Raw genomic sequence first — 13,310 nt, 5'->3', positions numbered from 1 at the left:
TCGCCGATCCGCATCTTTCCCACGCGCTGACCTCGTTGCTCGAAGTGACGCTCGCGGTGGACGAGAGCGCACCGTGTATCGACCCGGCCTGTACCGTTCCTGGCTGCTGTGTGCAGGATGTCCAATGAGCGCGGCGATCACGGCTGATCGCCGCGTGACGCTGCACCGGCGGGTGCGACTGATCGTCGCGTTCACGATCACCTACAACATCCTCGAGGGCATTATCGCGGTCGCTGCGGGTGCGGCCGCGTCGTCGGCTGCGCTGATCGGGTTCGGTCTGGACTCATTCATCGAGGTCCTCTCGGCCGTGGCGGTGGCATGGCAGTTCACCCGGAAGAATCCCGAACGGTGGGAGAAGCCGACCGTCCGGGCGATCGGCATCGCGTTCTTCGCGCTTGCCGTGTACGTCACCGTCGACGCGATCATCGCCCTCGCCGGCGTCGAACCGGTTGAGCACAGCCCGCTTGGCATCGGTATCGCGGTCGCGAGCCTTGTCGTCATGCCCGCACTCGCGTGGTTCCAATTCCGGACCGGCCGCGAACTCGGGTCCAAGAGCGTCCAGGCAGACGCCAAGCAACTGCTGCTGTGCATCTACCTGTCCGGCACCGTGCTGATCGGCCTGCTGCTGAACTCGCTCTTCGGCTGGACGTGGGCCGACTCGATCGCCGCACTAATCATCGCTGCGCTCGCGATGCGCGAGGGAATCGAGGCCTGGCGCGGCGACATCGAATCACCGTTCGAATTGCTCCAGAACGACGACGGCGATCAAGAATTCGAAGCAGAGGAGGTGTCGTGATTAGTTACTGTTGCGAGCCCTTCAGCTGCCCGCCTGAACTGTGTGACCAGGACTGCTGCTAGGCAGTGTTACCCATCCGTGCGTTGAACTAGTGGAGGGTCCTTGACCGGGCGCGTGGAGGGGGTCGGCAAGGGCATGCCGGCGATGGGCGACTTCGGTCGCCAGATCCGCCGCGACACCGTCGCCGCGTCGTCCCAGTGCCGCGTTGCTATTGCCCGGCCGATGGAGTGCCCGCCCTGCTCCGGGCGACTGCGGGCACCTCGCTGGAGCAACGAGTGGGCCTCCCCGCTGCCGAGCTACCGAAACGCGACCGCGAGATGATCGCTCTAGGCTTCCGAACGGACTCGCCGCTGCGAGACAGGGGGCTCCGACACATCGCGACGCAGTGCCGCGACGAGGTGACCGAACGGCGAAGACGAGCATCGAACTGATCACCTGGCGAATGACGATGCACGCAGGCATCACGGGATGACCGCGGCCGGTCCGCATGCACAAATCTGCATCCGCCGCCACTTGGCTACACTTCGGAAAAATCCCTGGATAATCGAGAAAACCGGTCGTACCCTGGCGCCATGAGAGGTGGCCTGGAGCGTTGGAAACGGGGTGCTAATTCGCGCGGGGTCCGCCACGCGATCGCGTACGCGATGGAGGGCACCTGCGATGCTCACCTCCCGCACCTTTACGGTGTCGAAGCGCTCGAGAACTACAGCGATGTCTCAGGTGCGACCGTATCGAGATTCATCGTGGAGAACGGTGCCATCTCGAGCGACGAGTTGACCGCCGGTGGACTCCGCGTATGGCTGACCGGCCACGATCCGATCACGGGGGAGGAACGAGGCCGTCAGCGGTTGAGTCCCGACGCTGACTTGGTGCTCGACGGGACGATCAATCACCCGAAGTCCTACAGCATCGCCGCGCTTCTGCATCCTGGGCTCGCACGAGAGTTCGAAGCGCTGCAGGACCGGCTGAGAGACCAAGTGCTCCTCACCTGGCAGCGGCAACTCAATGCCCGACGTGGACACAACGGGCTCATCCGCGAAGACATCACCCGGCTCGAGGTTGTCGAGTTGCAGCACCGCCGTTCGCGCGCGCTTGACCCGCACATCCATCGTCATCTGTGGCTCAACGTGAAGGTGCTCGGCGCCGACGGCAGGTGGTCGAACGTCGACTCCCGAGTCGCGATGAAGCTGCACACCGTTGTGAATGCCGAAGGTGAGCTTGCTGCGCGCACCGATCCTGAGTGGATCGCAGCGCTGGCCCGCCACGGCTACACGATCGGGATCGACGGCGAGATCGCTGAGCTGGCCGCTACCGTGCGCCCGCTGTCTCGTCGGTCCGCGCAGATCGAAGCCAACCGTGCACGCCTGATCGCTGAATGGACGTCTGCTCACGGCGGGTCCGCGCCCAGCATGGACGCGCTGACGCAGATCGATCGGCGCGCGTGGGCGGTGTCGAGGCCGAACAAGCCCCAGGGCCTCGATGAAGGCTCGTGGGAAGCAGTCGTGCGCGACGAGATCGCCGAGATCGATCAGACCCTGCGCCAGGAGCGCGCCACGGTCGAACTCGATCACGTCGATCCTGCGGTGCTCGATCGTGACCTGCTCGCGGCGATGGCGATCGTCGACGCGGACGGGCGCTCTGTGGGCTCCAGTGGGCGATTCAGTGCTTTCGACGTGCGCGCCGGCGCCATCCGCGCGCTCTCACGCAGTGGAATCGTCGCCGCGCGTGCCGACCTCGATCAGGTGATCGACGACGTCACCGCACGAGCGCTGCGCGAGTCGGTCGACCTCGGAGGCGGGGCCGACGCCCCCGCGCACGTCAAGGTCTTCATGGCGACCGAAACGATGAGGTCGAAGATCTTCCTCTCGCACCGGCTCGACCGAATCGCAACGCCCGGACGCTCCCTCCTCCCCACCGAACTGCGAAAGCAGGCCGGTGGGGAGTGCGGCCAACTGGACTCGGCGCAATTCGTCGCCGCAGCCGCGATCGCCGGAAGCGACGGCCTGGTCGCCGTCACCGGGCCGGCCGGTGCAGGCAAGACGACCATGCTGCGGGTCGTCTTTCGCGCGCTGAGCGCGCAACGCCGACGCATGCTCATCGTCGCGCCCACGCGCAAGGCGGCTTCGGTTGCAGCGCGCGAGGTCGGCGCGGCCGCAACCAGCATCCACGCGCTCCTCGCGGATCACGGATTCCGGTGGGGCACGGATGCCGCGGGTGCCACGACCTGGCATCGACTGTCGATCGGCGACGTGGATGCTGCTACCGGAGCGATCTACGACGGCCCGACGAGCTTCGTCCTGCGCGCGCGGGACCGCATTGTCGTCGACGAGGCCGGCATGGTCGACCTGCAGGTCGCGAACGCGCTCGCAGAACTCGCCCACGAGCGCGGTGTCGGCGTCGCCATGGTCGGCGACCCTTATCAAGCCCTCCCCGTCGGACACGTGGGTGCCATGGCTGCCGCCGTCCGGCACGCTTGCGCCGCGGTCGAGCTGGACGCGGTGCACCGATTTGCGGATGCCGAGTACGCGGCCCTCACGCTCGAGCTGCGGCATCCCGACGATGCCGAGCACGCGGCGCGTATCGCGAGCCGACTGGACGAACGCGGGCACCTGACACGAGTCGACCATGCGGAGGATGCCCATCGGCACATGATCGACGCCTACTTCGCATGGCAGGCGCGCGGCAAGCGTGTCGCGCTCGTCACCGGCGCCAATAGCGACGCCGGCGCACTCAACGACGAGATCCAGCAGCGGCGGGTCGATCGCGGGGAACTGGACCCGACCGTTCTCGCGTGGGGCATGGGGGAGCAGCGCATCCTCGTCGGCGACACCGTTCAGACGCGCCGCAACGATCGTCGTGTGGGGGTGGAGAATCGCGCCACCTGGGTCGTCAGCAAGATCGCCGAAGACTCGCTGCTGCTGCGATCCGTCAACGACAGCGGCGACGTGCGGAAGGTCACACGCGTCTACGCGCTCGAGCACGTGCAACTCGCGTACGCGTCGACCGTGCACGGCATCCAGGGCGAGACGGTGGATGCCTCGATCGTCGGCCCTGACGTGGACGCCGCCGGCCTCTACGTCGGCCTCACCCGTGGACGCGAGCACAACGAGGTGGTCACTGTCGCACCCACCGGCCGCGCCGCGCGCGCGAACGTCGCGACTTGCATGCTGCGCGGCACCACGGAGCTGACGATGCAGGACGCCGTGCGCGCAGCCCAGGCAGAGATGCAGCGGGCTGCGCAGGTTCGAGATCGACACGAGGCCTTCACCCGCGGGCCTCACGTTGCGCCGAGCGCGGGGCGTGGGATGTCGATCTGACGGAGGCAGTCCTGACTCGCGTACCGATGCCATCGCCCGCGCGAAAGACGTCGGAGCAACAGACCCGGTGCGATCGCGCTCCGTTGTCGGCCGCTCATGGTGAACTAGGCGAATGACGTCGGCGATCGAGATCTTCGAGTCCATGGATGGTGTGGTGTCCCTCGAGCTGCGCACGGAGGGTGAGGCCGTGTGGGCGTCGCAGGCTGACATCGAGCAGCTGTTCGGGATCGATCAGTCGGGCGTCTCGCGCCACATCCGCAACATCCTGCGGTCGGATGAGGTGGACTCCGAGAGCAATATGCAAAAAGTGCATATTGCTGGGGTCGCCAGGCCGGTGACGTTCTACAGCCTCGACGTCGTCCTCGCAGTCGGGTATCGCGCAAACTCCGCCCGCGCTGTGGAGTTCCGCCGCTGGTCGACCGATGTGCTCAAGAGATACATGCTGAAGGGAGTCGCGACCAACGAGCGCCGGCTCCTGGAGCTCGACTCGCTTGTGAAGGTTCTGTCGCGGTCGACTGATCAGCTCGTTGCCGGGGTAGCCGAAGTCGTCGCCAGATATCTGCCGAGCCTGCGCGCGCTCCGCGACTACGACGAGGGCGAGATCCCGGTTGTTGACGGCGATGTGCCGACCTGGACGCTGACTTATGACGAGGCGCGGGCGGTGATTGACGAAGTCGGGGCGGAGTTTCCGGTCGACGCGCTGTTCGGCGGCGAACGGGGCGACGCGCTGCGCGGTGTGGTGGCGACGATCTATCAGGGATTCGGGGGAGTGGATCTGTACCCGACGGTGCAGGAGAAGGCGGCGAATCTGCTCTACCTCGTCGTGAAGGACCACCCGCTCACCGACGGGAACAAGCGCAGCGCGGCGGCGCTGTTCGTGCACTTCCTCGCCCGTAACCAGGTGCTCGATGACGCGCGCGGCGTGGCGCGGATCTCCAACAACGCGCTGGCAGCGATCACGCTCATGGTCGCGATGAGCGACCCGAAAGAGAAGGAACTGATGATCGCTCTTCTCGTGAGCATGCTCGCCGGCGAAGGCTGACCCGAGTAGTCAGGGCTCGACGCCGAAGATCCTCAGCAATGCAGCCCTCGGGATCATTCGCCGGGGACCCAGCTGGACAGTCGGGATCGTCCCGCTGTCGATGCCGAGCTTGATCGTGCGGTAGTCCACGCCGACGAGTTCTGCAGCAGCCTTCATCGTCAACGCGAGCGACGTCGATGTCTGGTTCATCGTTCCATCTCCCATGGTGTTTGCGCAGTGCGTGACAGCACTTGCGCACACCGTACACCCGAAGTGAGCAATGCGCGACATGAATTCTTCACGTCACGCATTGCCCTCCAGAAATGCGCATGGCAGACTCGCCGCATGACCGAACTTGTCGTCGAGTCGATCGCGCCCGAGCGAGTCGAGGTAGGCGATGGCATCAGCATCCCGACTGCCTGGGACGTCATCGTGACGGGTGAGCCCGGCGTGCCTGGCGCCATCCGACTCCACGGCGAATACGACCACGCCCTGCGTCGCGCGGTAGCCGCGACAGTTCGTGTCGACCGCGTCGGCGAGGGCGATGAGGTCACGGCGCAGGTGCTGCGCGAAGCGCGGGTCCAGTGGCTCGTCGCGGCATCCGCGTTCCGGATTGTCACGGTCGCACGAGAGGGCGGCGAGTTCCAGCCGCTGTCGTCCTATCTCGCAGACGTGAGGGCACACAGCGATCGCACGCCGACCGAGGCTCGCGACCAGGCGATCGTCCTGTACCGGATTGCATCCACCATCAATCTCGCTCCGCTCAAGTTCGTCTCGGACTACCTCAACGTGAGCGTCAGCACTGCGACCCGGATGATGGCTCGGGCGCGCCAGCAGGGGCTGGCTGCAGATCTGATCACCCGTGAGACCTACAACCGCATGCAGCAGGACGAGCAGCGACGGATGACGGGGCCACACCGGGTGCCGGGCTCGAGCCCCTCGCGTTCCGGCCCCTCGATCGGCATGTGATTCCCGCGTCGCTGCGACTCGGATGGATTCGCGAGCGCGAGCGGCGTAGCCTTGACTGAAGCCGGGGATCAGCCACGCGGCGGCGTTTGCGGCCTTGGTCAACTCCCCGATCTCCATCGATTCGATGTTGAGAAATCTCCTCCGTCGGATCGCCCACATATCGCCCGCATTTGCCATGAATGTGGGCGATTCTTCTTGCATGTTCCTGTCGGCGCATGCCCTCGACAGCCGCAGGATTCAGCGGTTTTCGGCGCCGAATGCGGGTCGTTCACATGCCCCAAGCCTCATTCGATTCCCCCCATCTCCACAACCGTTGTCACCTCGAGGAGGCCCCGGAATCCCGCGTCACGGCGTGCGGATCCCGGGGCCTTCATGTGTTTCAACAGTGCCGCCGCACGGGACTTCTTCACCGAGACCGCGACGGTATACCTCAAAGGCTGACGGGAGCGGCTGCATCGGCCGACGACGTCTCTGCCGGTGATGCCGCCTGCTCGGGCGGGACCCACTGCAGCAGGTCACCCGGTTGACACTCCAAGACATCGCACAGGGCGTCGAGGGTGGAGAAGCGCACCGCCTTGGCTCGTCCGTTCTTCAGCACAGCCAGGTTCGCCGGCGTGATGCCGACGCGTTCGGCGAGCACGCCGACGGCCATCTTGCGGCGCGCGAGCATGACGTCGATGTCGATGACGATCGGCATCAGACGACCTCGTCGAGCTGGGCGCGGAGCACTCCGAGATCGACCTCCTGCTGCGTCGCCTGCCGGAGCAGGGCTTTCATGATCACGACGATGAGGCGACACCGCCGAGCACGAGCGCGACGCCGCAGATGAGAGCGACGACGCCGGGCGCGATGCCGCCGGGGGCGAGCAGCGCGGCGACGGCAGCGCTGACGAGCGCCGCCGCGAAGACGGACCACGCGATCGCGTCCACGTAGCGGAACGACGAGGGGCGGAAGACCGATCCGCGACGTACCCGTGTGAGAAGGATCAGGATGCAGACGGCGCACACCTGCAGACAGACGATGCCGAGCACGAGCACGCTTCTGGTCGCGCATCCCGAATTCACCCTTGGCATCGCGCATCGCGTGTGTTTGACTGTGACCGGTCACAGGCATTCGTGCCCCCAATCCTGTGACCGCTCACAGTCACGTGTCGACGGCGCCGGTCACGCCGGGAGCCGAGATGCCGCCATCGACCTGACCCGCGCGCTGCGCGGCTTGCCGGATCAACGACGATCGAGAGGAACCTTCATGGTCACACGTCAGCGAGCACGCCTGGTCGCGGCAGCGGCGATAGCGGGAACGGTGAGCGCCTTCGCCACCGCGGCCACCGCGGCGGCGGACGAGCCGGTCGAAGCCGGGATCACGGTCCCGGTGGTCGAGGGCCTGAGCGCGGACTTCATGAACGGGGTGGACGCCTCGTCGATCCTGTCGCTCGAGGAGTCGGGGGTGACCTTCCGGGACTTCGACGGCGAAGAGGCCGACGTGTTCGACGTCTTCGCGGATGCGGGCGTGAACTACTCCCGCATCCGCGTCTGGAACGACCCCTACGACGCCGACGGCACGGCTACGGCGGCGGCACCGTCGACGCCGAGCGCGCGACCGAGATCGGGCTGCGTTCGACCGCTGCCGGGATGCGCGTGTTCGTCGACTTCCATTACTCCGACTTCTGGGCACATCCCGGGCAGCAGCCGCTGCCCAAGGCGTGGGAGGGCATGACGACCGCCGAGCGCGCCGACGCGATGTACGACTACACCGTCGACACCCTCAGCCGCATGGACGACGCCGGCGTCGATGTCGGGATGGTTCAGATCGGGAACGAGAATTCCGGTCTGCTGCTCGCCGAGACGGCGTGGCCGGAATCCGGGCAGCTCTTCGACGCCGCTTCGCGGGGTGTGCGGGATGCGCTCGGCGACGACGTGAAGATCGCGATCCACTTCACCAACCCCGAGCGCGGCAACTACGGCTCCCTCGCGGACAGTCTCGCCACGTACGACACCGATCCGGCCACCGAGGGCGTGCAGCCCATCGACTACGACGTGTTCGCGTCGTCTTACTACGCGTACTGGCACGGAACGCTGGAGAACCTCACGAGCCAGCTGGCCGGTGTCGCCGAGACCTATGGCAAGGACGTGATCGTCGCCGAGACCTCGTGGGCGTACACGCTCGAAGACGGCGACGGGTACCCCAACAACATCCGCACCGCGTACGACCAGTACTCCACGTCGGTGCAGGGCCAGGCTCTCGCGGTGCGCGATGTCATCGAAGCGGTCGCGAAGGTCGGGGATGCCGGTCTCGGCGTCTTCTATTGGGAGCCGGCGTGGCTCCCCGTCGGTCCGCCGGAGGAGATCGAGCAGAACCGGCTGCTGTGGGAGGAATTCGGATCGGGCTGGGCCTCGTCTCACGCCGCCGACTACAGCGCCGACGCGGCGGCGAACTACGGCGGGTCCGGCTGGGACAACCAGGCGATGTTCGACTTCGAGGGTCGACCGCTGGAGTCGCTGCGGGTATGGGACTACGTGCGCTACGGCACCGTCGGCCCGCGCGATGTCGATACCGTCGCCTCGCCGGAGATCACTGTCGTCGATGGCCAGTCGTGGTCGCTCCCCGAGACGGTCGCGGTGTCGTACACCGACGGCACGACCGAGCAGCAGGATGTGACCTGGCAGGGGCACGAGTCCTGGTTCGTCGGCGCGGGCACCTACGAGGTGCCGGGAACGACGGATGCGGGCCTCGAGTCGACGCTGACGGTGACCGTTCTCGACGGCGACGCCGACGGGCAGAATCTCCTCGCGAACCCCGGGTTCGAAGACGGCGTCGCTCCGTGGACGGGAACGGGCACGGGCTACACGATCAGCGCGACCGACGACCCGTTCGCGGGTACGCGTTCGACGCACTGGTATCGCGCCGGCGGCGACTTCTCGTTCACGATCTCTCAGGAGATCACCGGTGTCTCCGCCGGCGATTACCGCCTCTCGGCGCAGGCGCAGGGACGCGCCGCGGTCGCCGGCGAGGCGACCTCGATCTCGCTGGCTTCGGGCATCGAGAGCGCGTCGGCGCCGTTCACGCTGAGCGGCTACGAGGGGTGGCAGAACCCGCGCACGCCGATCGTCACGGTCGCCGAGGGGCAGAGCGTCACGGTCTCCGCGACGTTCTCCCTCAAGGACGGCGCTTGGGGCACGATCGACGAGTTCGAGCTTGTCGAGGTGACCCCCGTGGTCGAAGCCGACACGTCAGCTCTGGAGGCGGTGTACACGGAGGGCGCGGCCATCGACCGCGACGGGTGGACGGCGGCCTCGCTGCTGGCCTTCGACCGGGCCATGACCCGCGCCGAGGTGATCCTCGACGCGTCGTCGCCGAGCCAGGCATCCGTGGATGCTGCGGCCGCGGCCCTGCGCACGGCCATCGACGACCTCGAAGCCGGAGACGGAAGCATCCCCGATCCGACCGTGCGCACCGTCGAACTGACCGTCGTGGACGGCGAGCCGATCGACCTTCCCGACGAGGTCACCGTGGTCGCCTACGACGATTCGACGACCACCGAGGCGGTGACCTGGAACGACGGACTGGACGCGATCGCCGGTCCCGGCACGTACACCGTGACCGGTGTCACCGAGAACGGCTGGACGGCTCGGGCCGAGATCGTCGTGACGGCGCGCAACGAGATCGCCAACGGCGGGTTCGAGAAGGGTATCGACGACGTCACGCCGTGGACGATCGAAGCGGACCCCTGGCCGGAAGACGAGGGCTCCTTCTGGGTCACCGCGTCGGCGGGTTCCGACGGCGATGAGGGTGAATACGCCTTGAACTACTACGTCGACGGGCAGCCGTACGCGTTCACCGCGCTCCAGGATGTCGACCTGCCTGCGGGCACCTACGAGCTGTCCGCCGCGGCGATGGGTGGCAGCGACGTGGGCGATCCGGCTCAGATCGACCTCGTCGCGAGCGTCGGCGGTGTGGAGCAGACGCAGGCGTTCACCCTGAGCGGCTGGCCGACGTGGGACCGACCCACGCTTCAGATCGTGCTCGACGAGGCCGCGACGGTCACGGTGGGCGTCCGCGGTCTCGGGGATGACGGTGACTGGGGCTACCTCGACGCCTTCACGCTCGTTGCAACGGATACGGGTGACGGCGACTCGGGCGGATCCGACGGCGGGTCGGGCGGTTCCGACGCAGACGCAACCGGCGGCGACACCGACGGTTCGAGCGGCGACGGCACCGACGAGGAAGCGGAAGGTGGGGTCTCGGGATCGCCCTCCGGCGAGATCGCGCAGACCGGAGCCCCGAGCATGACGGGTGCGCTGGCGGGTGCGCTCGGACTGCTGGCTCTCGGAGGCGCCCTCGTCGTCGCCTCCCTCCGCCGCGCTCGTCGCGAGCAGACAGGTTCCTGACCGTCGCCATGGCGCGGTGTCCGTCGGCGGCACCGCGCCATAGCGCATCGCTGGGGCCGGGAGGGAGGCCTTGCCACCGTCGCCGCGCTCGCGAAGCATGGCCGCGAGTCGAGAACGAGCGGAGAATCATGACACGCACGATCATCATCACCGGGGCGAGCGACGGAATCGGCGCGGCATCGGCGCGCCAGCTTCACGAGGCGGGGGAGCAGGTGATCGTGGTCGGCCGCGATCCCGACAAGACCGCGGCCGTCGCGAAGCGGCTGGATGTGCCGTCGCACGTCGCGGACTTCGCCGATCTGGCGCAGGTGCGTGATCTGGCGGAGACGCTCCTGCAGCAGTATCCGCGCATCGACGTGCTGGCCAACAACGCCGGAGGCGTGTTCGGCGAGCGCACGGAGACCCGGGACGGATACGAGCTCACCTTCCAGGTGAACCATCTCGCGCCGTTCCTGCTCACGAATCTGCTCGTGGAGCGGCTTCGCACCTCACAGGCGTCGGTGATCCAGACATCGAGCCAGGCCCAGCGCTTCTCTCGGTTCGCGATCGACGATCTGCAGGCGCGCCGGCGCTACTCGGCGGGGCGCGCGTACGGCAACAGCAAGCTCGCGAACGTGCTGTTCACGAAGGAGCTGCATCGTCGGTTCGGGGAGGCGGGAGTGTCGGCGGTGTCGTTCCACCCGGGCGCGGTGGCGACCGGCTTCGCGGCTGCCGCGCGGGGTCCGTGGCGGATGCTCTATCAGAACGACCTGTTCAACCGCATCCTCGACGGCACGGACGTCGGAGGGTCGAAGCTGACGTGGATGGCGATGGGAAAGCCCGGCTTCGACTGGGAGCGCGGCGGGTACTACGTGAACAATCGCCTCGCCCGGCCGCATCGTGACGCGGAGGATCCGGCGCTCGCGCGCGCCCTCTGGGACCGCAGCGCCGAGCTGGTCGGTCTCTGAGCACGGCCGCATCCGCGCGGCACACGGGAGAGGATGGCGTGGCCTTCGCGTCACGTGCTCCGGTGAATCGTGGTCAACCGAGCCCGACCACGAAGCCGAATCCGTCGACCGCGGCGCCGAGAGCCGCTGTGCCACTGAGCACGAAGACGGCCGTCGCGTGCTCGGGATGGATCATCATCCGCACTTCGGTGCCGAGGAACATCTCCGGATCCGCCCCGGGAATCGCGGCGGCGAGCATCTCGACGGCGGCGTCGGAGTCCACGTGCGGCGCCTGCCAGCCCGTTCCGCCGACCCACCAGTTGTTGGATTCGCCGTCGTCGTGGTTCGACCCTTGGCCCAGGCACAGCGGTATGCTGCCCGACAGCGTGCCGCCGTGCGCGGCCAGCTCGCCGCAGAACGCGAAATTCAGCTCGCCGGGGGATGTCGTTCCCTGGTTGACGCCCGCACCGATCATGGTGCCGTCCGATCCGACCTGCCCGTCGAACCACTCAGCGACGCCCGAGCTGGCTTCGCGGCTCGCTGTGACGTTGACGCTGTAGTTGTTGACCTCGTAATTGTGCAGGAACGTGTTCCACGCAACTCCGGCGTAGGAGGTCGTGTCGTGCACTCCCGCCCACAGTTGGTTGTCGGTGATCGACCATGCGCATCCGTCGCACGACACCGACCACGAGGTCGGCAGCTCGAGGCTCGCGTCGGCGAGCTTGGCGGCGAACGCCTTCAGCGCGATCGCTTCAGCCGTGGTGAGGTTCGGCGGATCGCTGTCGACGAAGTTCGTGATCGCCGTTCCGAGCGGGGCCAGAGCAAGCGGCGGCAGGTCGGAGAGGCTGTAGAGCGAGAAGTAGTTTGCGTGCGCATCGCCCATGCTCACCTCGAACTCGTTCGAGGACAGGCCGTCGGAGTCCAGGCAGGCCACGAGACTCGTGGCCTGGGCGTCGGCGGCATGGGCATCGACGTGGCAGATGCCACCGACTCGCCCGAAGTCCGCTCCGCCCATCCACCAGTTGTTCTCCAGACCGCTGTCACCCTGCCCGAAGCAGGTCTCGACGGATGCGGAGCCGTAGTCGAGGAACGTCAGCGTGCCGCAGAAAGCGTAGTGGAGCTCCTGCGGCTCGTCGTTCGTGTCGATGTCGGTGTGCACGGCGGCGCCCCCGGTCTGGCCGTTGTACCAGGATGCGACGGAGTCCTCACCGTCGTGCGTTCCCTGCACATCGAGGGTCAGACGATTGTCGCCGCTGTCCCAGCTCTGTCCCTGGTAGGCGAAGTCCTCGCCGGACGATGCGCCGTCGTACGCGAACGAGATCTCACCCAGGTCGCTGCGGATCTCGACGGTGTCGTCGTGGGTCTTCGACAGCTCGGGATCCGTATCGGGTTCGGGTGCGGGAACGGGCTCGGGTGCAGGGTCGACATCGCCGGTCGACGGCGAACCGGAGCCGTTGTCGCGCGAGGATCCGCTTGCCTCGTGGGTGTCGACGCTCTGAGCCGGCACCGTGCGACTTCCCCCGTAGGGCGCGGACGGACGCGTCCACGGCGTCGTGACATCCTCCTCGGGTGACGGCGTCGGCGTGGTCGTCGCCGTGGGAGTCGGTGTCGCGGAGGCTTCAGGGAGCGGCGCTGCGCTTCCCTCGGATGCATCAGGGGATGCCGTGGGAGTGGGTGTCGGCGCGGCGTCGTCTTCGACGGTCGCAGTGCACGCGGTGAGGAGAAGCCCCGTCGCCAGAGCGACGGCCGCGGCGCGGCGGGTGAAGGGGGAGCGTCGGTTCGGCATGGCGTCTTTCTCGGGAGGCATCCGGCCGGAGGAGAGGCGTGACCGTGCGCGTGGTGCCCTCGTGTGGCGGGAGGGCGGGTCGGGTTCCGCCCCGGTCCACGTTAACG

At 67.4% G+C, this 13,310-nt stretch carries 10 protein-coding genes and 2 pseudogenes; 8 read left to right on the top strand and 4 right to left on the bottom strand.

The genetic code is table 11. The features are described from left to right. The 4 genes and pseudogenes from ACGG9C_RS16365 to rhuM all read left to right on the top strand — a co-directional run. A pseudogene (locus ACGG9C_RS16365) lies at positions 1–128 on the top strand (transcriptional regulator); the annotation flags it as partial. Beyond that, positions 125–796 carry a cation transporter gene (locus ACGG9C_RS16360; protein ID WP_194385031.1) on the top strand — a complete coding sequence of 224 codons (672 nt, stop codon included), beginning with the start codon at positions 125–127 and terminating at the stop codon, positions 794–796. The pseudogene ACGG9C_RS16365 and the gene ACGG9C_RS16360, both read left to right, overlap by 4 nt. Before the next feature lie 572 nt (positions 797–1,368). Beyond that, on the top strand, positions 1,369–4,113 hold the full coding sequence (locus ACGG9C_RS16355; RefSeq protein WP_194385032.1) for an AAA family ATPase: 2,745 nt from the start codon (positions 1,369–1,371) through the stop codon (positions 4,111–4,113). 112 nt (positions 4,114–4,225) lie between these two features. Beyond that, complete coding sequence (gene rhuM / locus ACGG9C_RS16350; protein ID WP_194385033.1) at positions 4,226–5,155, top strand: virulence protein RhuM/Fic/DOC family protein; 930 nt, start codon at positions 4,226–4,228, stop codon at positions 5,153–5,155. A 9-nt stretch (positions 5,156–5,164) separates the two neighbouring features. Here the strand turns inward: rhuM and ACGG9C_RS16345 are convergent, their stop codons facing one another. Further along, on the bottom strand, positions 5,165–5,344 hold the full coding sequence (locus ACGG9C_RS16345) for a helix-turn-helix domain-containing protein (RefSeq protein ID WP_228480987.1): 180 nt from the start codon (positions 5,342–5,344) through the stop codon (positions 5,165–5,167). Positions 5,345–5,479: 135 nt separating this feature from the next. Here ACGG9C_RS16345 and ACGG9C_RS16340 point away from each other — a divergent pair, with 135 nt between their 5' ends. Then, a complete protein-coding gene (locus ACGG9C_RS16340) occupies positions 5,480–6,103 on the top strand; it encodes a hypothetical protein (RefSeq protein ID WP_194385034.1) in 624 nt (207 codons plus the stop codon). Positions 6,104–6,533: 430 nt separating this feature from the next. On the opposite strand, the gene ACGG9C_RS16335 is transcribed toward ACGG9C_RS16340, so the two are convergent. After that, a complete protein-coding gene (locus ACGG9C_RS16335; RefSeq protein WP_194385035.1) occupies positions 6,534–6,800 on the bottom strand; it encodes a helix-turn-helix transcriptional regulator in 267 nt (88 codons plus the stop codon). A gap of 82 nt (positions 6,801–6,882) precedes the next feature. Next, complete coding sequence (locus ACGG9C_RS16330; RefSeq protein WP_228480988.1) at positions 6,883–7,176, bottom strand: DUF2975 domain-containing protein; 294 nt, start codon at positions 7,174–7,176, stop codon at positions 6,883–6,885. Here ACGG9C_RS16330 and ACGG9C_RS16325 point away from each other — a divergent pair. The 3 genes and pseudogenes from ACGG9C_RS16325 to ACGG9C_RS16315 form a co-directional block, all read left to right on the top strand. Beyond that, positions 7,094–8,550, top strand: a pseudogene (locus tag ACGG9C_RS16325) (glycosyl hydrolase 53 family protein); the annotation flags it as partial. The gene ACGG9C_RS16330 and the pseudogene ACGG9C_RS16325 sit on opposite strands and share 83 nt — an antisense overlap. 18 nt (positions 8,551–8,568) lie before the next feature. Then, positions 8,569–10,491 carry an Ig-like domain-containing protein gene (locus ACGG9C_RS16320; RefSeq protein WP_390178910.1) on the top strand — a complete coding sequence of 641 codons (1,923 nt, stop codon included), beginning with the start codon at positions 8,569–8,571 and terminating at the stop codon, positions 10,489–10,491. 128 nt (positions 10,492–10,619) lie between these two features. After that, on the top strand, positions 10,620–11,438 hold the full coding sequence (locus ACGG9C_RS16315; RefSeq protein WP_071043026.1) for an SDR family NAD(P)-dependent oxidoreductase: 819 nt from the start codon (positions 10,620–10,622) through the stop codon (positions 11,436–11,438). 73 nt (positions 11,439–11,511) lie between these two features. Here ACGG9C_RS16315 and ACGG9C_RS16310 read toward each other — a convergent pair whose 3' ends face one another. Then, positions 11,512–13,203, bottom strand: coding sequence for a hypothetical protein (locus ACGG9C_RS16310; protein ID WP_194385039.1), 1,692 nt, complete (start codon positions 13,201–13,203; stop codon positions 11,512–11,514). Positions 13,204–13,310 lie beyond the last annotated feature (107 nt).

The organism is Microbacterium sp. MTN4-26 (assembly GCF_042846595.1).
In the GTDB taxonomy this organism is placed as follows: Bacteria; Actinomycetota; Actinomycetes; order Actinomycetales; family Microbacteriaceae; genus Microbacterium; species Microbacterium luteum.
The sequence above is the reverse complement of the archived record's forward strand: the minus strand, read 5'-3'. Positions and strand labels throughout refer to the sequence as shown.